Raw genomic sequence first — 22,819 nt, 5'->3', positions numbered from 1 at the left:
TCTTGCTTGTGTTCCCAATCATGCCGTGCGGCGCAGTATCAGCAGATGGCGTTGGCCTTGGCAACCGGGTACGGCCAGGGCGTGTTCGCTATCGAGTTTGAAGTCTGCCGGCAATGCTACCAGCTCATCCGCCGGATGGACGCCCTTCATTGCCAGCCAGCGCGTATCGGCGTCGCCGAGGTGGCGAGTCCAGTTGGTGAAGTTCTCCATGCTGCTGAACGCCCGGGAAATGATCCCGTTGAACGGCTGTGCAGGCTGGAAGGCTTCGACGCGACTGTGGATAACTTGCAGGTTATCCAGTTTGAGTTCGAGTTTGACCTGGGTCAGGAAGCGGGTTTTCTTGCCGTTGCTGTCCAGGCAGGTCACCTGCGAGTCCGGATACAGGATTGCCAGAGGGATCCCCGGCATGCCGCCGCCGCTGCCGACGTCCAGCCAGCGACCGTTTTCGATGAACGACATCACGCTGAGGCTATCGAGCAAGTGGCGGGAAACCATTTCGTCCGGATCGCGAACGGCAGTCAGGTTGTAGGCCTGGTTCCATTTGATCAACAGGGCCAGATAACCCAGCAGTAATTCGTGCTGGGTTTCAGTGAGATTGACACCGAGCGCGCGGGCTCCTGTGGATAACTCTTCGGCGTGTTGCGAAGTGACCTTAGAACTCAAGCGCTTTGCTCCAACTGACGGCCCGCGCCGCGTTTTTTCAAGTGAATCATCAACAGCGAAATCGCTGCCGGGGTAACGCCCGGGATCCGCGAAGCCTGGCCCAGCGTCTCGGGACGCGTGGCGCCCAGCTTGCTCTGGATCTCCTTGGAGAGACCGGAAATGTTGGCGTAATCGATATCCACAGGCAGTTTCGTGTCTTCACTGGCCCGCAGACGGGCAATTTCGTCCTGTTGGCGGTCGATGTAACCGGCGTATTTGGTCTTGATTTCGACCTGTTCGGCGACCTGTGGATCTTCTGCGCCCTGCCCGGTCACTTCGACCAGACCAGCGTAGTCGATTTCCGGACGGCTCAAGAGATTGAGCAAGTTGTATTCGTGAGTCAGTGGCGTGCCGAATTTTTCCGCGATCGCATCGCCCTGAGCAGTGCCCGGGCGAACCCAGGTGCTTTTCAGGCGTTGCTCTTCGAGCTCGATGCTTTCGCGTTTCTTGCAGAACGCCGCCCAGCGCGCGTCATCGACCAGACCCAGTTCGCGACCTTTTTCGGTCAGACGCAGATCCGCGTTGTCCTCACGCAGGATCAGGCGGTACTCGGCACGGGAAGTGAACATGCGGTACGGCTCTTGGGTACCCAGGGTGATCAGGTCGTCGACCAATACCCCGATGTACGCCTCATCGCGACGCGGGCACCAGGCTTCTTTGCCTTTCGCACGCAGTGCAGCGTTGGCACCGGCAAGCAAACCCTGGGCACCGGCTTCTTCGTAACCGGTGGTGCCGTTGATCTGGCCAGCGAAGAACAGACCGCCAATGACTTTGGTTTCCAGGCTGTATTTCAGGTCGCGCGGATCGAAGTAGTCGTACTCAATCGCATAACCCGGACGCACGATGTGTGCGTTTTCCATGCCGCGGATCGATTGCACGATCTGCAATTGCACGTCGAACGGCAGGCTTGTGGATATCCCGTTCGGATACAGCTCATGGGTGGTCAGGCCTTCCGGCTCGATGAACACCTGATGGCTTTGCTTGTCGGCAAAGCGATGGATCTTGTCTTCGATCGACGGGCAATAACGCGGACCGACGCCCTCGATTTCGCCTGCAGCGGAATACATCGGCGAGCGGTCGAGGTTCGCAGCGATGATTTCGTGGGTACGGGCGTTGGTGTGGGTGATCCAGCAACTGACTTGCCGTGGATGCTGTTCTTTGTTGCCCATGAACGACATCACCGGGATCGGCGTATCACCTGGTTGTTCGGTCATCACCGAGAAATCCACAGACTTGCCGTCGATACGTGGCGGCGTACCGGTTTTCAGGCGACCGACACGCAGCGGCAGTTCACGCAGACGGTGCGCCAGGGCGATCGACGGCGGATCGCCGGCACGACCGCCGGAAAAATTCTGCAAACCGATGTGGATAAGTCCGCCGAGGAACGTACCGGTGGTCAACACTACGGAATCCGCGAAGAAGCGCAGGCCCATTTGCGTGACAACACCGCGTACCTGTTCCTGCTCGACGATCAGGTCGTCTGCGGCTTGTTGAAATATCCACAGGTTCGGCTGGTTTTCCAGGATTTCGCGCACAGCGGCCTTGTACAGAATCCGGTCGGCTTGCGCACGAGTCGCTCGTACGGCCGGGCCTTTACGGCTGTTCAGCACGCGAAACTGGATGCCACCCTTATCGGTAGCCATGGCCATCGCACCACCGAGGGCGTCGATTTCCTTAACCAGATGGCTTTTGCCAATGCCACCGATGGCCGGGTTGCAACTCATGGCACCGAGGGTTTCCACGTTGTGCGTCAGCAGAAGGGTTTTTGCACCCATGCGTGCTGAGGCCAGTGCTGCCTCGGTACCGGCATGACCGCCGCCGATGACGATCACTTCAAAACGGGAAGGGAAATCCACCACGCACCTCGTGCCTGCTTAAGTAGGTCATTCAGGAATAGTTTGAGATCAGGTTTCTGGACCTGGTCGGCAAGTATAGGGACTTCGCCCTTTCTAAAGAACCCTTTGCACAAAATTTAACCAGCTGTGGAGAACTCGCGGTTAAAAGAATAAAAAAGAGAGAAATTTATAAAACCTTTGTTTTAAAGCTTATTCTTACTGCCCTATATTTCTGTGGATAGATCCATACAAGCCTTTGTTTTCAATATGTACAGCGATTCAAAACCCTGTGGCCATGTCGGCATGAGGCCCTTGGATAACCGGTGTAAGCCTGTGGATGAAAGGGGCTGTTATCCACAGAGGCAGTTATGTCCAGTTTTCAGGCCCTGTTATCAACTGCCCTTAGCGACAGTTATTCACAGGGCTTAATCCACAGAAATCGGATGAATGAAGGAATCGCGGACACGGAAAATCCGCTCAGGAACAGAAATCTGTCCGGCAATGGAGGAAGGAAATACGAGGAAAGAGGACAGACAGGTCGCGAACGGACCTGCCTGTGGACAACGGAAGGACTACTTACCGATGCAGAAGCTGGAAAAAATTCGTCCCAGCAAATCATCGGAGCTGAAGGCGCCGGTGATTTCCCCAAGGGACTGCTGGGCCTGGCGCAGGTCTTCGGCCAGTAATTCACCCGCTCCCGCCAATGTCAGCTGAGCACGTCCATGTTCCAGGGCATCACTGGCATGACGCAGGGCTTCCAGGTGCCGGCGGCGTGCGCTGAAGCTGCTTTCCGATGTTTGTTCATAGCCCATGCAGGCTTTGAGGTGATCACGTAGCAGGTCCAGACCTTCACCGGCAGACTTGGCGCTCAGGCTGATGGTCACATGGCCATCGTCACTGACTTCCAAGGCAATGGGCTCACCGGAAAGATCGGCCTTGTTACGGATCAGCGTGACCTTCGCCGGATCTGGCCGGGTTTCAAGGAATTCCGGCCACAGGGCGAACGGATCGGCGGCCTCTGGCGCAGTGGCATCGACGACCAGCAGCACTCGGTCAGCTTCGCCAATGGCTTTCAACGCTCGTTCAACGCCGATCTTTTCCACATGATCATCGGTATCACGCAGACCGGCGGTGTCCACAACATGCAGCGGCATGCCATCGATGTGGATATGTTCGCGCAGGATGTCCCGAGTGGTGCCGGCTATTTCGGTCACGATCGCGGCTTCACGACCGGCCAGTGCGTTCAGCAGGCTGGATTTTCCAGCATTCGGACGACCGGCAATCACCACGGTCATGCCGTCACGCAGCAACGCGCCCTGCCCGGCTTCGCGCAATACGGTGGATAACTCGTTACGAACCTTGTCGAGCATGCTCAGGACGTGGCCATCGGCGAGGAAGTCGATTTCTTCTTCCGGGAAGTCGATAGCTGCTTCGACATAGATCCGCAGGCCAATCAGCTGTTCGGTAAGGTTATGCACACGTTGGGAAAATGCACCCTGCAATGAACGCAGGGCATTGCGCGCGGCCTGTGCAGAACTGGCTTCGATCAGGTCGGCGATCGCCTCGGCCTGGGCCAGGTCGAGTTTGTCATTGAGAAAGGCGCGTTCGCTGAATTCTCCAGGGCGTGCCAGACGACAGCCCAGCTCCAGGCAACGTTTGAGCAACATATCGAGAACGATCGGGCCGCCGTGGCCCTGCAGTTCCAGTACGTCTTCGCCGGTGAACGAGTTCGGCCCGGGGAAATACAGCGCCAGACCTTCATCCAGCACCTGTTGATCGTCACTGAAGAACGGGCCGTAGTGGGCAAACCGCGGTTTCAGCTCGCGGCCGCTGATGGCTTTGGCCGCAACGCTGGCCAGCGGCCCGGAAATTCGAACGATGCCAACGCCGCCACGGCCCTGGGCGGTAGCGACGGCAGCGATGGTTTCACGAGGAGCGCTCATAAACCGGTATCCAGACAAAAATGGCAGATAGCAAAACGCCCCACTAGGGGGCGTTTTGAGTGGTGTTATCCACAGAGTAAGTTACGCCTCGGCTTTTTTCGTCGCCGCTTCGATCTTACGCGTGATGTACCACTGTTGGGCAATCGACAGGCAGTTGTTCACAACCCAGTACAGCACCAGACCAGCCGGGAACCACAGGAAGAAGAAGGTGAAGATGATCGGCATCATTTTCATCACCTTGGCCTGCATCGGATCCGGAGGTGTAGGGTTCAGACGCTGCTGGATGAACATGGTTGCGCCCATGATGATCGGCAGGATGAAGAACGGATCCTTGATCGACAGGTCGGTAATCCACAGCATGAATGGCGCCTGACGCATTTCCACGCTTTCCAGCAGAACCCAGTACAGGGAAAGGAAAACCGGCATCTGCACCAGGATCGGCAAGCAGCCACCCAGCGGATTGATCTTCTCTTTCTTGTACAGCTCCATCATGGCTTGCGACATTTTCTGCCGGTCATCGCCATGTTGCTCTTTCAGTGCAGCCAGTTTCGGAGCCACGGCGCGCATGCGGGCCATCGACTTGTAGCTGGCGGCCGACAGAGGGAAGAAAATCCCTTTGATCAGCATGGTCAGGAAGATGATCGACCAGCCCCAGTTGCCGACGATGCTGTGGATATGTTGCAACAGCCAGAAGATTGGCTGGGCAATGAACCACAGAATGCCGTAGTCGACGGTCAGTTCCAGACCTGGGGACAACTCTTTCAGCACCGCCTGGCTTTTCGGACCGGCGTACAGAACAGCACTGGTTTCGACTTTCGCACCCGGTGCAGCGGTCAGCGACGGACCGGTGTAACCGATGATGTAGTTGTCTTTGCTGTCTTTACGGGTCTGGACGATGTTGTTTTCGCCCTTCGGAGCAACCCATGCCGTCACGAAGTAGTGTTGCAGCCAGGCTACCCAACCACCGGTCACGGTTTCCTTAAGCTGAGCCTTGTCCATGTCTTTCATGGACACTTTCTTGTACGGCTCGGAACTTGTCCACAGGGCGGCACCCAGGTAAGTCGCGGTACCGGTAGCAGTTGTGGACGAAGGATCGGCGCTGGCGTCGCGTTTCAGCTGGGCAAACATCGAACCGGACCAAGGCTGAGCGCTCTGGTTATCGATCAGATAGGTCACGGTCACGTCATACAGGCCACGTTTCAGAGTGAAACGCTTGATGTAATTGACGCCGTCCTTGCTGAACTTCAGGTCGACGACCAGTTGATCCTGGCCGTCAGCCAGTTGATAAGTCTTCTTCTCCGAGGAGTAGATCGGACGACCGGCCGGGTTTGCATCCGGGCCGTTGGTGCCAATCAGGCCGCTCTGTGCCAGATAGGTACGTTCGCCACCGTTGTCGAACAGCTGGAACGGAACGTCCGGACGATCCTGACGACGTGGATACAGCGGCAAGGTCAGCTGAGCAACGTCGCCACCTTGTGGATCGATCGCGAGATCGAGCACGTCGGTCTTGATCTGGATCAGATCCTTGCTGACGGCGACCGGCGTTTCGGCAGGTGCGCTGGTATCGCTTGCGGCGCGCGGAATATCGTCACTGGCAGCAGCATTATTGCCAGTGGCGGTGTCCGGCAAACCGGATGTAGTCGTACTGGAAGCAACATTCTGAGTCGGCAGGGCAGCCTGGCCATAGTCCTGGTTCCATTTAAGGACCATGACGTAGGACACGATTGCCAGGGCGACGATCAGGATCGTGCGTTTGATATCCATGATTACTCGGCCATCGAAGAAGAACGGGAGGTAGGGATAGGTGGAACCGGGTCATAACCACCGGGATTCCACGGATGACAGCGACCTAAACGACGAAAGGTCAGCCAGCCACCGCGCAGAAGGCCATGATTTTCGATGGCTTCATACGCGTAGCAAGAACAACTGGGGTAGAAACGACAGTGACTGGCCATCAGGGGACTAATGGCGTAGCGATAAAACTGGATCGGAACGAGTGCCAGTTTACGCATCTGGACTGTCTACCCCTACAGTTTCGGTTTTGACTGCTGGTACCGGCTTGTTGCGTGCCAGACGTTTCCAGAGTTTGCCGAAATGCTGAATCAATTCGGGGTTATCTACGTCACCCAAACCTTTGCGCGCGACGATAACGATGTCCCAACCGACCAGTGAATCCTGGTGCAGCCGAAACGATTCGCGCATAAGACGTTTGAGGCGATTGCGCTCGACGGAGAGCTTGACGCTCTTTTTCCCGATAACCAGCCCGAGACGGGGGTGATCGAGATCGTTGTTGCGCGCAAGGAGCAGGAGATTTTTCCCCGGAACCTTGCCGGTAGGGGAGTCAAAGACTGCCTTGAAATGCCGGGGTGTAAGCAGACGCTTTTCCCGACTGAAGTCCTGACTCACCTCCAGTGCCGGATTATCAAACTGCCAGACGCGCACGACCTTTGGCGCGACGACGCGACAGGACGGCACGACCGTTCTTGGTAGCCATGCGAGCACGGAAACCGTGGGTACGAGCGCGTTTGATAGTGCTTGGTTGGAAAGTACGTTTCATGTCGTGTTACCTGGTTCGTCCACAACGGGCCGGAATGGCCCCCGTTTTAAGAGACCGGGGATTCTAGAGAAAGCAAGCCTTCAGGTCAATTTCCAACCAACGTTTCCTTATAAATAGATCTTCGGAGCTGCGAGGACCCTATGACCTGTTTGCCAAAGATAAAAATAAAGAAGGGAATTATTTAAAGCTTTTCTGTAAAGCTTGTAAAAGCTAGGAACGGGGTCGTCTGTGGATAAGTGATTCAAAGCCTTGTATTCCGTCATGTACAGAGAATGACAACTACAGTGGAAAACCGTGTTCAGCCTGTGCTGCACGGTCGGATAACCTGTGCGTGAAACGGGTTGTTATCCACAGGCTGGTTATCCACCGACTTTCGCCCCCAGTTGTCCAGTGTGCTCAGATAGGGTTATCCACAGAGCTTATGCACACACCGTCGGTCGCCTTTTTCTCGTTTAACGCATTGATAAATCATGTCCACCGGGCAACCTGCATGTGGATAAGTGGACGACTGGCCGCTACAATGGCCGCTTGTTTTTGCCTCACCGGCTTTCAACTTAGGGGATATCCGTGTCAGTGGAACTTTGGCAGCAGTGCGTGGAGCTTTTGCGCGAAGAGCTGCCTGCCCAACAATTCAACACCTGGATCCGTCCACTACAGGTCGAAGCCGAAGGCGACGAGTTGCGCGTCTACGCACCGAACCGTTTTGTTCTGGACTGGGTCAACGAAAAGTACCTGGGGCGCGTCCTTGAACTGCTGGATGAGCATGGCAACGGTCTGGCGCCGTCGCTTTCCTTATTAATAGGCAGCAAACGCAGTTCGGCGCCGCGTGCGGCTCCTAATGCGCCGTTGGCTGCTGCACAAGTGTCCCAGGCTCAGGCCAATGCCGCGCCGGCCAGCGCGCCGGCACCGGCTCCGACACCTGCACCAACCAAGCGCTCGACGCAGAAAACCGAAGAAGTCAGTGAAGAGCCGTCCCGTGACAGCTTCGATCCGATGGCCGGTGCTGCTTCGCAACAGGCCCCGGTTCGTGCCGAACAGCGCACCGTTCAGGTCGAAGGCGCGCTCAAACACACGAGCTACCTGAATCGCACCTTCACCTTTGAGAACTTCGTCGAAGGTAAATCCAACCAGCTCGCCCGTGCGGCGGCCTGGCAGGTGGCAGACAACCCGAAGCATGGCTACAACCCGCTCTTCCTTTATGGGGGCGTAGGTCTGGGTAAGACGCACTTGATGCACGCGGTGGGTAACCACCTATTGAAGAAGAACCCGAATGCCAAGGTCGTTTACCTGCATTCCGAGCGTTTCGTGGCCGACATGGTCAAGGCGCTGCAACTGAACGCGATCAACGAGTTCAAGCGTTTCTACCGTTCGGTGGACGCGCTGCTGATCGACGACATTCAGTTCTTCGCCCGCAAGGAGCGTTCCCAGGAAGAGTTTTTCCACACCTTCAACGCCCTGCTTGAAGGTGGCCAGCAGGTCATTCTCACCAGTGACCGCTACCCGAAGGAAATCGAAGGCCTTGAAGAGCGCCTCAAATCCCGCTTCGGCTGGGGCCTGACAGTTGCCGTCGAGCCACCGGAGCTGGAAACCCGCGTCGCCATCTTGATGAAGAAGGCCGACCAGGCCAAAGTCGAGTTGCCACACGATGCGGCGTTCTTCATTGCCCAGCGCATTCGCTCCAACGTCCGTGAGCTGGAAGGCGCGCTGAAACGCGTGATCGCCCACTCGCACTTCATGGGCCGCGATATCACCATCGAGTTGATTCGCGAATCCCTGAAAGACCTGTTGGCGCTGCAGGACAAACTGGTCTCTGTGGATAACATTCAGCGCACCGTCGCCGAGTACTACAAGATCAAGATCTCCGACCTGCTGTCCAAACGCCGCTCGCGTTCGGTCGCTCGTCCGCGTCAGGTGGCCATGGCATTGTCCAAGGAACTGACCAACCACAGCCTGCCGGAAATCGGCGATGTGTTTGGCGGTCGCGACCACACGACCGTGTTGCACGCCTGCCGCAAGATCAACGAACTTAAGGAATCCGACGCGGACATCCGCGAGGACTACAAGAACCTGCTGCGTACACTGACCACTTGATGAACACCAGCGCAGCTTATTAAGGCAAGGGACTAGACCATGCATTTCACCATTCAACGCGAAGCCCTGTTGAAACCCCTGCAACTGGTCGCAGGCGTCGTCGAGCGCCGACAGACCTTGCCGGTACTGTCCAACGTGCTGCTGGTTGTCGATGGCCAGCAACTGTCGCTGACCGGTACCGACCTGGAAGTCGAGCTGGTCGGGCGCGTGCAACTTGAGGAGCCGGCTGAAACGGGTTCCATCACCGTGCCGGCGCGCAAGCTGATGGACATCTGCAAGAGCCTGCCGAACGATGCGCTGATCGACATCAAGGTCGACGAGCAGAAGCTGGTGGTGAAAGCCGGCCGTAGCCGGTTCACCCTGTCGACCCTGCCGGCCAACGACTTCCCGACGGTGGAAGAAGGCCCGGGTTCGCTGACCACTAGCCTGGAACAGAGCAAGCTGCGTCGCCTGATCGAGCGAACCAGTTTCGCCATGGCTCAACAGGACGTGCGTTACTACCTCAATGGCATGTTGCTGGAAGTCTCGACCGGTGTGATCCGCGCCGTGGCCACTGACGGTCACCGTCTGGCCATGTGCTCGATGCAGGCCGACATCGGTCAGCAGGATCGCCACCAGGTGATCGTGCCGCGCAAAGGTATTCTCGAACTGGCGCGTCTGCTCACCGAGCCGGACGGTAACGTCAGCATCGTCCTGGGCCAGCACCACATCCGCGCGACCACGGGCGAATTTACCTTCACTTCGAAACTGGTCGACGGCAAGTTCCCGGACTACGAGCGCGTTCTGCCGAAGGGGGGGGACAAACTGGTACTGGGCGATCGTCAGGCGCTGCGTGAAGCGTTCAGCCGTACCGCGATTCTGTCCAACGAGAAGTACCGCGGCATCCGTCTGCAACTGGCCAGCGGTCAGTTGAAGATCCAGGCCAACAACCCGGAGCAGGAAGAGGCGGAAGAAGAAGTAGGCGTGGAATACAACGGTGGCTCCCTTGAAATCGGCTTCAACGTCAGCTATCTGCTCGACGTGCTGGGCGTGATGACCACCGAGCAGGTTCGTCTGATCCTGTCCGACTCCAACAGCAGCGCGCTGGTGCAAGAGTCCGACAACGACGATTCGGCTTACGTTGTCATGCCGATGCGTCTGTAATCAGCTGACTCTGGATGTCGCTAAGTCGCGTCTCGGTCACCGCGGTGCGCAATCTGCACCCGGTGACCTTCTCCCCCTCCCCCCGAATCAACATTCTTTACGGCGCCAACGGCAGCGGCAAAACCAGTGTTCTGGAAGCCATTCACCTGCTGGGGCTTGCCCGTTCGTTTCGTAGCACGCGGTTGTTGCCGGTCATCCAGTATGAGCAGCTTGCCTGCACCGTATTCGGTCAGGTCGAACTCGCTGAGGGGGGGCACAGTGCATTGGGCATCTCTCGCGACCGTCAGGGCGAGTTCCAGATACGCATTGACGGTCAGAACGCTCGCAGCGCCGCGCAACTGGCGGAGATCCTGCCGCTGCAGTTGATCAACCCCGACAGCTTCCGATTGCTGGAGGGCGCGCCGAAGATTCGCCGGCAGTTCCTCGACTGGGGCGTGTTCCACGTCGAACCGCGGTTCATGGCCACCTGGCAGCGTTTGCAGAAGGCCTTGCGCCAGAGAAACTCCTGGCTGCGGCATGGTACACTTGACGCCGTTTCGCAAGCGGTTTGGGACAGGGAACTGTGTCAGGCCAGCGCTGAAATCGATGAATACCGCCGTGCTTACATCAAAGCCTTGAAACCAGTCTTTGAACAAACCTTGAGCGAACTGGTTGAGCTCGAGGGTTTGACGCTCAGCTATTACCGAGGCTGGGACAAGGACCGGGAATTGAGTGCTGTACTCGCCGGATCCGTGCAACGGGACCAGCAGATGGGGCATACCCAGGCCGGGCCACAAAGGGCTGACTTGCGTCTTAGATTGGGCGCACACAACGCCGCGGACATCTTGTCCCGGGGTCAGCAGAAGTTGGTGGTCTGCGCCTTGCGGATTGCCCAAGGGCATCTGGTGAGCCAGGCCCGACGCGGCCAGTGTATTTATCTGGTGGATGACTTGCCGTCCGAGCTGGACGAGAGCCACCGTCGCGCGCTGTGCCGCTTGCTGGAAGACTTACGCTGCCAGGTTTTTATTACCTGTGTAGATCACGAATTATTGAGGGAAGGCTGGCAGACGGAAACGCCAGTCGCTCTGTTCCACGTGGAACAGGGCCGTATCACCCAGACCCACGACCATCGGGAGTGAAGGCATTGAGCGAAGAAAATACGTACGACTCATCGAGCATTAAAGTGCTGAAAGGCCTGGATGCCGTGCGCAAACGTCCCGGTATGTACATTGGTGACACCGATGATGGCAGCGGTCTGCACCACATGGTGTTCGAGGTGGTCGACAACTCGATCGACGAAGCCCTCGCCGGCCACTGCGACGACATCAGCATCATCATCCACCCGGATGAGTCCATCACCGTTAAAGACAACGGCCGTGGCATCCCGGTAGACGTGCACAAAGAGGAAGGCGTTTCCGCCGCCGAGGTCATCATGACCGTCCTCCACGCCGGCGGTAAGTTCGACGACAACTCCTACAAGGTATCCGGCGGTCTGCACGGTGTAGGTGTTTCGGTAGTGAACGCGCTGTCCGAAGAGCTGGTCCTGACCGTTCGCCGCAGCGGCAAGATCTGGGAACAGACCTACGTCCACGGTGTACCTCAGGCACCGATGGCGATCGTTGGCGACAGCGAAACCACCGGCACCCAGATTCACTTCAAGGCTTCCAGCGAAACCTTCAAGAACATTCACTTCAGCTGGGACATCCTGGCCAAGCGCATTCGTGAACTGTCCTTCCTCAACTCCGGTGTCGGTATCGTCCTCAAGGACGAGCGCAGCGGCAAGGAAGAACTGTTCAAGTACGAAGGCGGTCTGCGTGCGTTCGTTGAATACCTGAACACCAACAAGACTGCGGTCAACCAGGTGTTCCACTTCAACATCCAGCGTGAAGACGGCATCGGCGTGGAAATTGCCCTGCAGTGGAACGACAGCTTCAACGAGAACCTGTTGTGCTTCACCAACAACATTCCGCAGCGCGACGGCGGCACCCACCTGGTGGGCTTCCGTTCTGCACTGACGCGTAACCTGAACAACTACATCGAGCAGGAAGGTCTGGCGAAGAAACACAAAGTCGCCACAACCGGTGACGATGCCCGTGAAGGCCTGACCGCGATCATCTCGGTGAAGGTGCCGGATCCGAAGTTCAGCTCCCAGACCAAAGACAAGCTGGTGTCTTCCGAAGTGAAGACCGCGGTCGAACAGGAAATGGGCAAGTACTTCTCCGACTTCCTGCTGGAAAACCCGAACGAAGCCAAACTGGTCGTCGGCAAGATGATCGACGCTGCCCGTGCCCGTGAAGCGGCGCGCAAGGCCCGTGAGATGACCCGCCGCAAAGGCGCGCTGGACATCGCCGGCCTGCCGGGCAAGCTCGCTGACTGCCAGGAAAAAGACCCGGCGCTGTCCGAACTGTACCTCGTGGAAGGTGACTCCGCGGGCGGCTCTGCCAAGCAGGGACGTAACCGCAAGACCCAGGCTATCCTGCCGCTGAAGGGCAAGATCCTCAACGTCGAGAAAGCCCGTTTCGACAAGATGATCTCGTCCCAGGAAGTGGGCACCCTGATCACCGCGCTGGGCTGCGGCATCGGGCGCGAAGAGTACAACATCGACAAGCTGCGCTATCACAACATCATCATCATGACCGATGCTGACGTCGACGGTTCGCACATCCGTACCCTGCTGCTGACCTTCTTCTTCCGTCAGTTGCCGGAGCTGATCGAGCGCGGCTACATCTACATCGCCCAGCCGCCGCTGTACAAGGTCAAGAAAGGCAAGCAAGAGCAATACATCAAAGACGACGACGCCATGGAAGAGTACATGACGCAGTCGGCCCTGGAAGATGCGAGCCTGCACCTGAACGAAGACGCCCCGGGCATTTCCGGCGAAGCGCTGGAGCGTCTGGTGAATGACTTCCGTATGGTGATGAAGACCCTCAAGCGTCTGTCGCGTCTGTACCCGCAGGAACTGACCGAGCATTTCATCTACCTGCCGGCCGTCAGCCTGGAAATGCTCGGCGACCACGCCAAGATGCAAGACTGGCTGGCCCAGTACGAAGTCCGTCTGCGCACTGTCGAGAAGTCGGGTCTGGTCTACAAGGCCAGCCTGCGTGAAGACCGCGAACGTGGCGTGTGGCTGCCAGAGGTCGAGCTGATCTCCCACGGCCTGTCGAACTACGTCACCTTCAACCGCGACTTCTTCGGCAGCAACGACTACAAGACTGTCGTCACTCTCGGCGCTCAATTGAGCACCCTGCTCGACGAAGGCGCGTACATCCAGCGTGGCGAGCGCAAGAAAGCGGTCACCGAGTTCAAGGAAGCCCTGGACTGGCTGATGGCCGAAAGCACCAAGCGCCACACCATCCAGCGATACAAAGGTCTGGGCGAAATGAACCCGGATCAGCTGTGGGAAACCACCATGGACCCAAGCGTGCGCCGCATGCTGAAAGTCACCATCGAAGACGCCATTGGCGCAGACCAGATCTTCAACACCCTGATGGGTGATGCGGTCGAACCTCGCCGTGACTTCATCGAGAGCAACGCTCTGGCGGTGTCCAACCTGGACTTCTGATCCCGGTCAGCGCCAATAAAAAGGCCAACGCACAAGCGTTGGCCTTTTTTATTGCCTGCGATTCACTCCCCCGCCGCCACACACTCCAACCGATACCCATACCCGTAAATGGTCAGCAACTGCCAACCCCGATCCGCCGTCAGTCCAAGCTTGTTGCGCAGGCGATAGATATGGGTGTCCAGCGGTCGCGATGTGGACATCTCCTCGTGGGGCCAGAATCGTTCGTACAGGTAATCCCGTGACAGCGGTCGGCCGAGGTTGCTGAACAGGCAATGGGCGAGACGATACTCGCGCTCGGTCATGACGATTGGTTTACCGTCGCGAGTGACGGTCAGTTCGGCGTCGTCGAACACCAGATCGTTGAAACGCAGGGCGTCGGCCGGGGCGCTACGTTGCGGGCTGTGCCGACGCAATACTGCCGCAACGCGGGCCTTCAGTTCATTGGGCCGAAACGGCTTGCTGACGTAATCGTCGGCTCCCGCGTTCAACGCCTGGACGATATCGCTCTCGCCATCGCGGCTGGTCAGCATGATCGCCGCCGGCGGGGCTTCCAAGTGTTCGCGGGTCCAGCGCAACAGGGCCAGGCCGGTCAGGTCGGGCAATTGCCAGTCGAGGATCAGCAGATCGAAGGTTTCCCGGCGCAGCTGTCGCAGCAAGTCTTCACCGCTTTCGAAACTGTGCAGTGACCACGGCTGTCCTCCGGCCTCGGCCATTTGTTGCAGGGTCTGCTCGACCCGGCGCAATTCGGCGGGTTCATCGTCCAGTATCGCAACGCGCATACGCGGTGGTTCCTTGTCGCTCGGGCAATGGGTGCCGACCGGATCGGCTCACTCCATGCAGTGAAAGTAAGCGGCACGCCGTGGGGTGAGCCGCTATGATTCTTCGGGTCTACGTCCTCAGACCGGTTGCCTATGAAACCATTCAACCCGCCCTGCCCTGTTTCTCATGAATAACCACCGCCGACACGAAAGCCGCGTACCCAGCCAGGTTCAACGCTTGTTCCGGCAACTGGTGCGCGAGTGGGTGTGGATAAGTTTAGTGCTGTTGCCGCTGACTGCACTGCTTTCCTGGCGTGCGCAGATCAATTTGCATGACCCGGCACCCTTGATGGGCGCGGGGCTCTCGGTTGCCCTGGTCGCGTGTGTACTTGGGTTGCTGCTGTGGCGCCCGCGCCTGGCGCTCTGGCTGACATTGGGCGGGATGGCCGGCGTGCTGCTGACCAGTGCGGGTCTGGCGGAGATGAGGCGTTGGTGGTCGCCGACACCGGCGGTGCTGGGCATGCTGTTCGGTTATCTGATCTGGAACTGGCGACGCCTGAGTGTGGTGTTGACTTACTTCGGCTGGGAGCTGGCGCGGCTGGACAGTGAACCGAAAGTCTTCCCCGAACGACGTCGGGCGCAGTTTCCCAGCGCCGACCGTTTGCAGGGGCAAATCATGGCGCTTGAGCAAGCCATGAGCCGCACCCGTGATACCCGCCGCTTCATCGCTGATGGTCTTGAGTATCTGCCGGTCGCGACTCTGATCAGCGATCCACGGGGACAAGTCTTGTTGGGCAATCGCAAGGCCCGGAGCCTGTTCGATCACAATCTGGTGGGCGAGGATGTGCTCGATCAACTGGCGAGCCTGGGCTACCCGGAGTTATCCACAGAGTTGCGCCCGCCGCTATCCGAGCTGCCACTGCTGGAGTTTCGTGACCACAAGGAACGTAGCCTGCGCCTGGAGCGCGCCGCGTTGTTGCCAGTGGATGGCGATACGCCAATCGGTTGGTTGCTGAGCCTGACGGACCTCAGCGCCGAACGCGCCGCCGAGGAACAGCGCGGTGTCTTGCTGCGTTTTCTGTCCCATGACCTGCGTGCCCCTCATTCGGCGATTCTCGCCCTGCTCGATGTGCACCGGCACCAGGCGGGAATGGATTCGCCGCTGTTCGAACAGATTGAGCGCCAGGTACGCCGGGCGCTGGAACTCACCGACGGCTTCGTTCTGCTGGCGCGCGCCGAATCCGAGACGTATCAGTTTCAACCAAGCCTGTTCGGGATGCTGGTCATGGACGTTCTGGATCAGGCGTTGCCCATCGCTCAGCAAAAACGCATCGAGCTCGTGAGCGACATGGACGAACAATCACAGGAGCGTCTGATCCTCGCCGATCAGGGATTGTTGACCCGCGCACTGTTCAACCTGCTGGAAAATGCGATCAAGTACAGCCCTGCCGGATCCACAGTCGATCTGCGTGTCAGTTGTCACGACGACTGGCTGCGTTGTGAATTGTCCGATCAAGGCAAAGGAATCGCTGCAGAGGAACTGCCTGACCTGTTCAGTCAGTACCGACGCTTTTCCTCTGCGCAGGGTATCGATGGCGTGGGGCTGGGGTTGTCGATGGTCAAAGCCGTCGTGGATCACCATGGCGGTCAAATCGAATGCCTGAGCGTGGTCGATCAAGGCACGACTTTTCGTCTGCAACTGCCGCTGATTGCCGAAGAGCAGGTATAAAAAAACCGGCTATATCAGCCGGTTTCCTTACTTCCGAAAAAAACTTATGCACCTTTCTGGGTGTTTTATCAGATTCTGAAATATATAAGTAAATCAGTAAGTTAATTGACAAAAAGGGGATTTTGCGAACAAACCGTACACAGGTTATCCACAAATCTCAGACAGCGATCTGATCGTTTGAAACCGGTGCCTGGGGGGCCGGAGGCAGCGAGCCCATTTCCCGTTGAGTTTTCTCGTTCCACGCTTGCACTCGATCGTTCAGATCGGCGATGGCGCGAGGGCCACTGCCTTCGGCGTACATCGGCTCACCGATCACCACGGTAATCACACCCTGCTTTTTACCCCAACCGATTTTCGGCCAGAACTTGCCGGCATTGTGTGCAATCGGCAGCACCGGAAGCGCCGCATTCACCGCCAGGGCGCTGCCACTGCGCGAGAATTTGCCGATGGTGCCGTGAGGAACACGGGTGCCTTCGGGGAAGATCAGCACCCAGACATTGTCCTTGAGCAGCTCGTCACCTTTCGCCGCCACCTGCTTGAGGGCGGCTTTCGGGTTGTCGCGGTCAATCGCGATCGGCCGCAGCATGGCCATCGCCCAGCCGAAGAACGGCACGTAGAGCAATTCGCGCTTGAGCACCTGGCTCAAGGGCGAGAAATAAGCGGAGAGAAAGAATGTCTCCCAGGTGCTCTGGTGGTTCGATTGAATCACGCAGGGCCGGTCAGGCACGTTTTCGGCGCCTTTGACTTCGTAACGGATACCGAGGAACACCTTGGTCAACCATAAGGCGCAGCGGCACCAGTACACGTTGATGAAACGATAGCGCGCCTTGAACGGCAGGAAGGGCGCGATAAAAAAGCTCAGGCTGCACCACAGCAGAGCGGTGGTACCCAGCAGCAGGTAAAAGAGGAAGATTCTGATGGCCTGCAGTATCGACATGGCGACGTTTACCGTTACGGGCAATGCCCGACTGTTCAAGCGCACTCCCGATCAATCCCTGGTCAGGAACTTCAGAAGCACTCTAGTTGTGGATAAGTTCTGCGGCAATCGCCGCGAGATCGTCAAAAATCAGGGTGCCCACCGGCAAGGTCTTGGCCTGAGTCTTTTCGCCTTTCCCGGTCTTTACCAAAACGGGCTGTGAATCGACGGCTTTGGCGGCCTCCAGGTCACCAAGGCTGTCGCCGACGAACCAGACATTCGTCAGCGCGACGTTGTAATGCTGTGCGATGGTTTTCAACATCCCCGGTTTCGGCTTGCGGCAGTCGCAACCCTCATCCGGCCCATGCGGGCAATACACGATCAGCCCGACTTCACCGCCCTGCTCCGCCACCAGTTCGCGCAGGCGCGCGTGCATGGCATCGAGGGTGGCGAGGTCGTAGTAGCCGCGAGCAATGCCCGACTGGTTGGTGGCGACTGCCACCGTCCAGCCGGCCTTGCTCAACTGCGCAATCGCTTCGATCGAGCCGGGCAGCGGAATCCACTCCTCCACCGACTTGATGTAAGCGTCGGAGTCGTGATTGATCACTCCGTCCCGATCGAGAATCAGCAGTTTCAACAGCAGTCCCTCAACCCAGCAGCGAAATGTCGGCAACGCCCAGGAACAGGCCACGCAGACGCGCCAGCAGTGCATAGCGGTTGGCCCGCACGTTGGCGTCTTCGGCATTGACCATCACCGCGTCGAAGAACGCGTCCACCGGCTCGCGCAGGGCGGCCAGACGTGCCAGCGATTCGTTGTACTGACGCGCCGCAGCCATTGGCTGTACAGCCTGGTCCGCTTGCTGGATCGCCGAGTACAGCGAGAACTCGTTGGCGTTGTCGAAGTACTTGGCCTGGACTTCGGTCGGCACCGAGCCTTCCACCTTGCTCAACAGGTTCGATACGCGCTTGTTCACCGCCGCCAGCGCCGCCGCTTCCGGCAGTTTGCGGAAGGCCTGAACCGCTTGCACACGCTGGTCGAAGTCCAGCGCCGAACCCGGCTTCAGGGCACGCACCGACAGGTAGGTGGCCACATCCACGCCTTCGTCTTCGTAACGGGCACGCAGACGGTCGAAGATGAACTCCAGCACGGCGTCGTTCAGGCCGACAGCCTTGACCTTGGCACCGAAGGCATTCACGGCGAACGCCACGGCGTCGTTCAGGTCCAGGTCCAGTTGTTTCTCGATCAGGATCCGCAGCACGCCCAGTGCCGCGCGGCGCAGGGCATACGGGTCTTTGCTGCCGGTCGGCAGCATGCCGATGCCGAAGATGCCGACCAGGGTGTCGAGCTTGTCGGCGATGGCCACGGCCGCACCGGTCAGAGTGGCAGGCAGTTCAGCGCCGGCACCGCGTGGCATGTACTGCTCGTTCAGCGCCAGGGCGACGTCTTCCGGTTCGCCGTCATTGAGGGCGTAGTAGTAGCCGGCGACACCTTGCATCTCCGGGAACTCGCCGACCATTTCGGTCGCCAGGTCGCACTTGGACAGCAAGCCTGCACGGGCAGCCCACGAAGCGTTGCCGCCGATGCGTGCGGCGATGTACGCGGCCAGTTTCGAGACGCGTTCGGCCTTGTCGTAGACGCTGCCGAGTTTTTCCTGGAACACCACGTTCTGCAGGCGATCGTTGAACGCTTCGAGCTTCTGCTTCTTGTCCTGCTTGAAGAAGAACTCGGCGTCGGTCAGACGTGGGCGAACCACCTTCTCGTTACCGGCGATGATCTGCTGCGGGTCTTTGGATTCGATGTTGGCCACAGTGATGAAACGCGGCAGCAACTTGCCGTCGGCATCCAGCAGGCAGAAGTACTTCTGGTTGTCCTGCATGGTGGTGATCAGCGCTTCCTGCGGCACGTCGAGGAAACGTTCCTCGAACGAGCACACCAGCGGCACTGGCCACTCGACCAGCGCGGTCACTTCGTCGAGCAACGCCGGCGGCACGATCGCGGTGCCTTCCTGGCGGGTCGCCAGCTCTTCGGTGCGCTTGCTGATGATCTCGCGACGTTCGTTGGCGTCGGCCAGCACGTAGGCGGCACGCAGGTCGGCCAGGTAGCTCGCCGGTGAACCGATGCGCACGCTTTGCGGGTGGTGGAAGCGGTGGCCACGGGATTCACGGCCAGCCTTCTGCGCGAGGATCGTGCAGTCGATGACCTGGTCGCCGAGCAGCATCACCAGCCACTGGGTCGGACGCACGAACTCTTCCTTGCGCGCACCCCAACGCATGCGTTTCGGGATCGGCAGGTCGTTCAGCGAGTCTTCGACGATGGTCGGCAGCAGGCTGGCGGTCGGCTTGCCGGCGATGTTCTGGCTGTAGCGCAGTTTCGGACCGCTCTGGTCGATCTCGCTCAGCTCGACGCCGCACTTCTTGGCAAAACCCAGTGCCGCTTGAGTCGGGTTGCCTTCGGCATCGAACGCGGCCTGACGCGGCGGGCCGTCGAGGTTGATGCTGCGATCCGGCTGCTGGGTGGCCAGCGCAGTGATCAGCACAGCCAGACGACGCGGCGCGGCGTAGACGGTTTTGCTCTCGTAATTCAGACCGGCGGCTTGCAGGCCCTTGTCGATACCGGCCAGGAACGCTTCGGCCAGGGTGTTCAGGGCTTTGGGTGGCAGTTCTTCGGTGCCCAGTTCAACCAGAAAATCTTGAGCACTCATTGTGCAGCCTCCAGCTTGGCCAGTACTTCGTCACGCAGGTCCGGGGTTGCCATCGGGAAGCCCAGCTTGGCACGGGCCAGCAGGTAGGCTTGGGCGACGGAACGCGCCAGGGTGCGAACGCGCAGAATGTATTGCTGACGCGCGGTCACCGAGATTGCCCGGCGCGCATCCAGCAGGTTGAAGGTGTGCGAGGCCTTCAGAACCATTTCGTAGCTTGGCAACGGCAGCGGCTGGTCGAGTTCGATCAGGCGCTTGGCTTCGCTTTCATAGAAGTCGAACAGTTCGAACAGTTTGTCGACGTTGGCGTGTTCGAAGTTATAGGTGGATTGCTCCACTTCGTTCTGGTGGAACACGTCGCCGTAAGTCACTTTGCCGAACGGACCGTCAGCCCAGACCAGGTCGTAGACCGAATCCACGCCTTGCAGATACATGGCCAGACGCTCGAGACCGTAGGTGATCTCGCCGGTCACCGGGTAGCACTCAATGCCGCCCGCTTGCTGGAAGTAGGTGAACTGAGTCACTTCCATGCCGTTCAGCCAGACTTCCCAGCCCAGACCCCAGGCGCCGAGGGTCGGCGATTCCCAGTTGTCTTCGACGAAGCGGATGTCGTGGACCAGCGGGTCCAGGCCGACATGCTTGAGGGAGCCCAGGTACAGCTCCTGGAAGTTGTCCGGGTTCGGCTTCAGGACCACCTGGAACTGGTAGTAGTGCTGCAGACGGTTCGGGTTTTCGCCGTAACGGCCGTCAGTCGGACGGCGGCTTGGCTGCACGTAGGCGGCGTTCCAGGTTTCCGGGCCGATGGCGCGCAGGAATGTCGCGGTGTGGAAAGTGCCGGCGCCTACTTCCATATCGTAGGGCTGAAGTACCACACAACCTTGCTCGGCCCAGTATTGCTGGAGCGCGAGGATCAAGTCTTGGAAGGTACGCACGGCTGGCGTAGGCTGGCTCACGAAATTCACCTGTTTCTTGGGCTGCGATTTAAAGAGCGGGAGTATACCCGATTCAGTCGCACCTCCACCCCTGGAGCCTTATGCCACGCTGCTTTTGGTGCAACGAAGATCCGCTGTACATGGCTTACCACGATCAGGAGTGGGGTACGCCGCTACGCGATGCGCAGGGTTTGTTCGAGTTGCTTTTGCTCGAAGGGTTCCAGGCCGGGCTGTCGTGGATCACCGTGCTGCGCAAGCGCGAGCGATATCGCGAGGTGTTGTTCGGCTTCGACGTACAGCGCGTGGCGCAGATGAGCGACGCGGAAATCGACGAATTGATGCTCGATCCGGGGATCATCCGCAACCGCCTCAAGCTCAATGCCGCTCGGCGCAATGCCCAGGCCTGGCTGGCGCTGGAAGATCCGGTGGCCTTCCTCTGGTCGTTTGTGGATAACCGCCCGGTGATCAATCATTTCAAGGATCGCAGCGAAGTCCCGGCCATCACCCCGCAGGCTGTGGCCATGAGCAAAGGCCTGAAAAAGGCCGGTTTCACGTTCGTCGGTCCGACCATCTGCTACGCACTGATGCAGGCCTCGGGCATGGTCATGGATCACACTCAGGACTGCGATCGCTACGCGCAGCTCGTCAACGGCGGTTAGAATGGCCGCCTCGCGCACAGCACAAGATCAGGAGTGACCTGTGGAAAAGTTTAAAGGCGCCATGCTGGTTGGCGCTCTGCGGCTGTTTGCCCTGCTGCCGTGGCGGGCCGTGCAGGCCGTGGGTTCGGCAATCGGCTGGATCATGTGGAAAACCCCCAACCGTTCCCGCGATGTGGTGCGGATCAACCTGGCCAAATGTTTTCCACAGATGGACCCGGCCGAACGCGAGCGTCTGGTCGGTCAAAGCTTGAAAGACATCGGCAAGTCTCTGACCGAAAGCGCCTGCGCCTGGATCTGGCCTGCCCAGCGCTCCATCGACCTGGTGCGCGAAGTCGAAGGCCTTGAAGTGCTGAAAGACGCGCTGGCCTCGGGCAAGGGCGTGGTCGGCATCACCAGTCACCTGGGCAACTGGGAAGTGCTCAACCACTTCTACTGCAGCCAGTGCAAACCGATCATTTTCTACCGGCCGCCGAAGCTCAAAGCGGTGGATGAATTGCTGCGCAAACAGCGCGTGCAACTGGGCAACAAGGTCGCTGCGTCGACCAAAGAAGGCATCCTCAGCGTCATCAAGGAAGTGCGCAAGGGTGGTCAGGTGGGGATTCCCGCGGATCCGGAGCCGGCGGAGTCGGCCGGGATTTTCGTGCCGTTCTTCGCCACTCAGGCCCTGACCAGCAAGTTCGTGCCGAACATGCTCGCCGGTGGCAAGGCCGTCGGCGTATTCCTGCATGCGCTGCGTCTGCCGGACGGTTCCGGCTATAAGGTGATCCTTGAGGCAGCGCCGGAAGCGATGTACAGCTCCGACACCGAAACGTCCTGCGCGGCGATGAGTCAGGTGGTCGAGCGTTATGTGGCGGCTTACCCGAGCCAGTACATGTGGAGCATGAAGCGCTTCAAGAAGCGTCCGCCGGGTGAGGCGCGCTGGTACTGATCGGCGATGTACATGGGTGGATAACCTGACCCAACGGGTTATCCACAGCCGTCACGGTTTCTGCCGATCGAGCTTCTTCAGAAACACCGTCATTTCCTTTTCGGCCTGCTTGTCGCCATGGACCCGGGCCGCTTCCAGTCCCTGCTCCCACGCCTGTCGCGCAGCCACCAGATCACCCAGTGCCAGTTGCGCCTTGCCCAACAGTTTCCACGCGGCCGAATACTTCGGGTCGAAACCGACACACTGCTGGAAATGCTCGGCCGCCTTCGCGTTCTCCCCCCGATCCAGATAGCCCTTGCCGAGGCCAAAGCGCAGCAATGAGTTATCCACACCCTTGGCGAGCATTTTTTCCAGGGATTCGATCATCGCTCTCGCCTCTTGGTCGG

At 58.9% G+C, this 22,819-nt stretch carries 20 protein-coding genes; 7 read left to right on the top strand and 13 right to left on the bottom strand.

Annotated elements, in window-relative coordinates; all coding sequences use genetic code 11:
• Positions 1-18 precede the first annotated feature (18 nt).
• The 7 genes from rsmG to rpmH all read right to left on the bottom strand — a co-directional run bounded on the left by rsmG (position 19) and on the right by rpmH (position 7,037).
• Positions 19-663, bottom strand: a complete 645-nt coding sequence (rsmG, locus tag ACKJSM_RS20440; protein ID WP_122604676.1) for a 16S rRNA (guanine(527)-N(7))-methyltransferase RsmG — start codon at positions 661-663, stop codon at positions 19-21.
• Positions 660-2,558, bottom strand: a complete 1,899-nt coding sequence (gene mnmG / locus ACKJSM_RS20435; RefSeq protein ID WP_236179917.1) for a tRNA uridine-5-carboxymethylaminomethyl(34) synthesis enzyme MnmG — start codon at positions 2,556-2,558, stop codon at positions 660-662. The genes rsmG and mnmG overlap by 4 nt, the downstream gene beginning before the upstream one ends.
• A 551-nt stretch (positions 2,559-3,109) precedes the next feature.
• Positions 3,110-4,480 (bottom strand): tRNA uridine-5-carboxymethylaminomethyl(34) synthesis GTPase MnmE, encoded by a 1,371-nt coding sequence (gene mnmE, locus ACKJSM_RS20430; RefSeq protein ID WP_339486226.1) that lies wholly within the window; start codon positions 4,478-4,480, stop codon positions 3,110-3,112.
• Positions 4,481-4,561: 81 nt separating this feature from the next.
• Positions 4,562-6,244, bottom strand: coding sequence for a membrane protein insertase YidC (gene yidC, locus ACKJSM_RS20425; protein WP_339486224.1), 1,683 nt, complete (start codon positions 6,242-6,244; stop codon positions 4,562-4,564).
• Between the two features lie 2 nt (positions 6,245-6,246).
• On the bottom strand, positions 6,247-6,492 hold the full coding sequence (yidD, locus tag ACKJSM_RS20420; protein ID WP_010465488.1) for a membrane protein insertion efficiency factor YidD: 246 nt from the start codon (positions 6,490-6,492) through the stop codon (positions 6,247-6,249).
• On the bottom strand, positions 6,485-6,886 hold the full coding sequence (gene rnpA, locus ACKJSM_RS20415; protein ID WP_236180104.1) for a ribonuclease P protein component: 402 nt from the start codon (positions 6,884-6,886) through the stop codon (positions 6,485-6,487). The genes yidD and rnpA overlap by 8 nt, the downstream gene beginning before the upstream one ends.
• Before the next feature lie 16 nt (positions 6,887-6,902).
• Positions 6,903-7,037, bottom strand: a complete 135-nt coding sequence (gene rpmH / locus ACKJSM_RS20410; protein ID WP_003213577.1) for a 50S ribosomal protein L34 — start codon at positions 7,035-7,037, stop codon at positions 6,903-6,905.
• Between the two features lie 567 nt (positions 7,038-7,604).
• On the opposite strand from rpmH, the gene dnaA reads away from it, so the two are divergent.
• Genes dnaA through gyrB form a run of 4 tightly spaced genes read left to right on the top strand, consistent with a single transcriptional unit; the run spans position 7,605 to position 13,812 of the window.
• Complete coding sequence (dnaA, locus tag ACKJSM_RS20405; RefSeq protein WP_410238650.1) at positions 7,605-9,128, top strand: chromosomal replication initiator protein DnaA; 1,524 nt, start codon at positions 7,605-7,607, stop codon at positions 9,126-9,128.
• A gap of 39 nt (positions 9,129-9,167) precedes the next feature.
• A complete protein-coding gene (dnaN, locus tag ACKJSM_RS20400) occupies positions 9,168-10,271 on the top strand; it encodes a DNA polymerase III subunit beta (protein ID WP_011331733.1) in 1,104 nt (367 codons plus the stop codon).
• Between the two features lie 14 nt (positions 10,272-10,285).
• Positions 10,286-11,389, top strand: coding sequence for a DNA replication/repair protein RecF (gene recF / locus ACKJSM_RS20395; protein WP_003220208.1), 1,104 nt, complete (start codon positions 10,286-10,288; stop codon positions 11,387-11,389).
• 5 nt (positions 11,390-11,394) lie between these two features.
• Positions 11,395-13,812: a DNA topoisomerase (ATP-hydrolyzing) subunit B gene (gene gyrB / locus ACKJSM_RS20390; protein ID WP_011331734.1), complete on the top strand. Its 2,418-nt coding sequence runs from the start codon at positions 11,395-11,397 to the stop codon at positions 13,810-13,812.
• Between the two features lie 62 nt (positions 13,813-13,874).
• Here the strand turns inward: gyrB and ACKJSM_RS20385 are convergent, their stop codons facing one another.
• Entirely contained in the window at positions 13,875-14,591 is a 717-nt protein-coding gene (locus tag ACKJSM_RS20385) for a response regulator transcription factor (RefSeq protein WP_236179925.1), read from the bottom strand.
• A gap of 166 nt (positions 14,592-14,757) precedes the next feature.
• Here ACKJSM_RS20385 and ACKJSM_RS20380 point away from each other — a divergent pair, with 166 nt between their 5' ends.
• The gene (locus ACKJSM_RS20380; RefSeq protein WP_236179927.1) at positions 14,758-16,299 is read left to right on the top strand and encodes a sensor histidine kinase; all 1,542 of its coding nucleotides are present in this window, start codon (positions 14,758-14,760) and stop codon (positions 16,297-16,299) included.
• Positions 16,300-16,456: 157 nt separating this feature from the next.
• Here the strand turns inward: ACKJSM_RS20380 and ACKJSM_RS20375 are convergent, their stop codons facing one another.
• From ACKJSM_RS20375 to glyQ, 4 genes are all read right to left on the bottom strand, one after another.
• A complete protein-coding gene (locus tag ACKJSM_RS20375; protein WP_236179929.1) occupies positions 16,457-17,236 on the bottom strand; it encodes a lysophospholipid acyltransferase family protein in 780 nt (259 codons plus the stop codon).
• Between the two features lie 82 nt (positions 17,237-17,318).
• Positions 17,319-17,858, bottom strand: a complete 540-nt coding sequence (gmhB, locus tag ACKJSM_RS20370; RefSeq protein ID WP_339486771.1) for a D-glycero-beta-D-manno-heptose 1,7-bisphosphate 7-phosphatase — start codon at positions 17,856-17,858, stop codon at positions 17,319-17,321.
• 4 nt (positions 17,859-17,862) lie between these two features.
• Complete coding sequence (gene glyS / locus ACKJSM_RS20365; protein ID WP_339486214.1) at positions 17,863-19,917, bottom strand: glycine--tRNA ligase subunit beta; 2,055 nt, start codon at positions 19,915-19,917, stop codon at positions 17,863-17,865.
• Entirely contained in the window at positions 19,914-20,867 is a 954-nt protein-coding gene (gene glyQ, locus ACKJSM_RS20360; RefSeq protein WP_003187265.1) for a glycine--tRNA ligase subunit alpha, read from the bottom strand. The genes glyS and glyQ overlap by 4 nt, the downstream gene beginning before the upstream one ends.
• 80 nt (positions 20,868-20,947) lie before the next feature.
• Here glyQ and tag point away from each other — a divergent pair, with 80 nt between their 5' ends.
• A complete protein-coding gene (tag, locus tag ACKJSM_RS20355; protein ID WP_064592405.1) occupies positions 20,948-21,505 on the top strand; it encodes a DNA-3-methyladenine glycosylase I in 558 nt (185 codons plus the stop codon).
• Positions 21,506-21,545: 40 nt separating this feature from the next.
• Positions 21,546-22,433, top strand: a complete 888-nt coding sequence (locus ACKJSM_RS20350) for a lysophospholipid acyltransferase (RefSeq protein ID WP_410238649.1) — start codon at positions 21,546-21,548, stop codon at positions 22,431-22,433.
• Positions 22,434-22,484: 51 nt separating this feature from the next.
• Here the strand turns inward: ACKJSM_RS20350 and ACKJSM_RS20345 are convergent, their stop codons facing one another.
• On the bottom strand, positions 22,485-22,799 hold the full coding sequence (locus ACKJSM_RS20345; RefSeq protein WP_410238648.1) for a tetratricopeptide repeat protein: 315 nt from the start codon (positions 22,797-22,799) through the stop codon (positions 22,485-22,487).
• Between the last annotated feature and the right edge of the window lie 20 nt (positions 22,800-22,819).

Source organism: Pseudomonas sp. PHC1, from assembly GCF_046487845.1.
Classification (GTDB): Bacteria; Pseudomonadota; Gammaproteobacteria; order Pseudomonadales; family Pseudomonadaceae; genus Aquipseudomonas; species Aquipseudomonas sputi.
The sequence above is the reverse complement of the archived record's forward strand: the minus strand, read 5'-3'. Positions and strand labels throughout refer to the sequence as shown.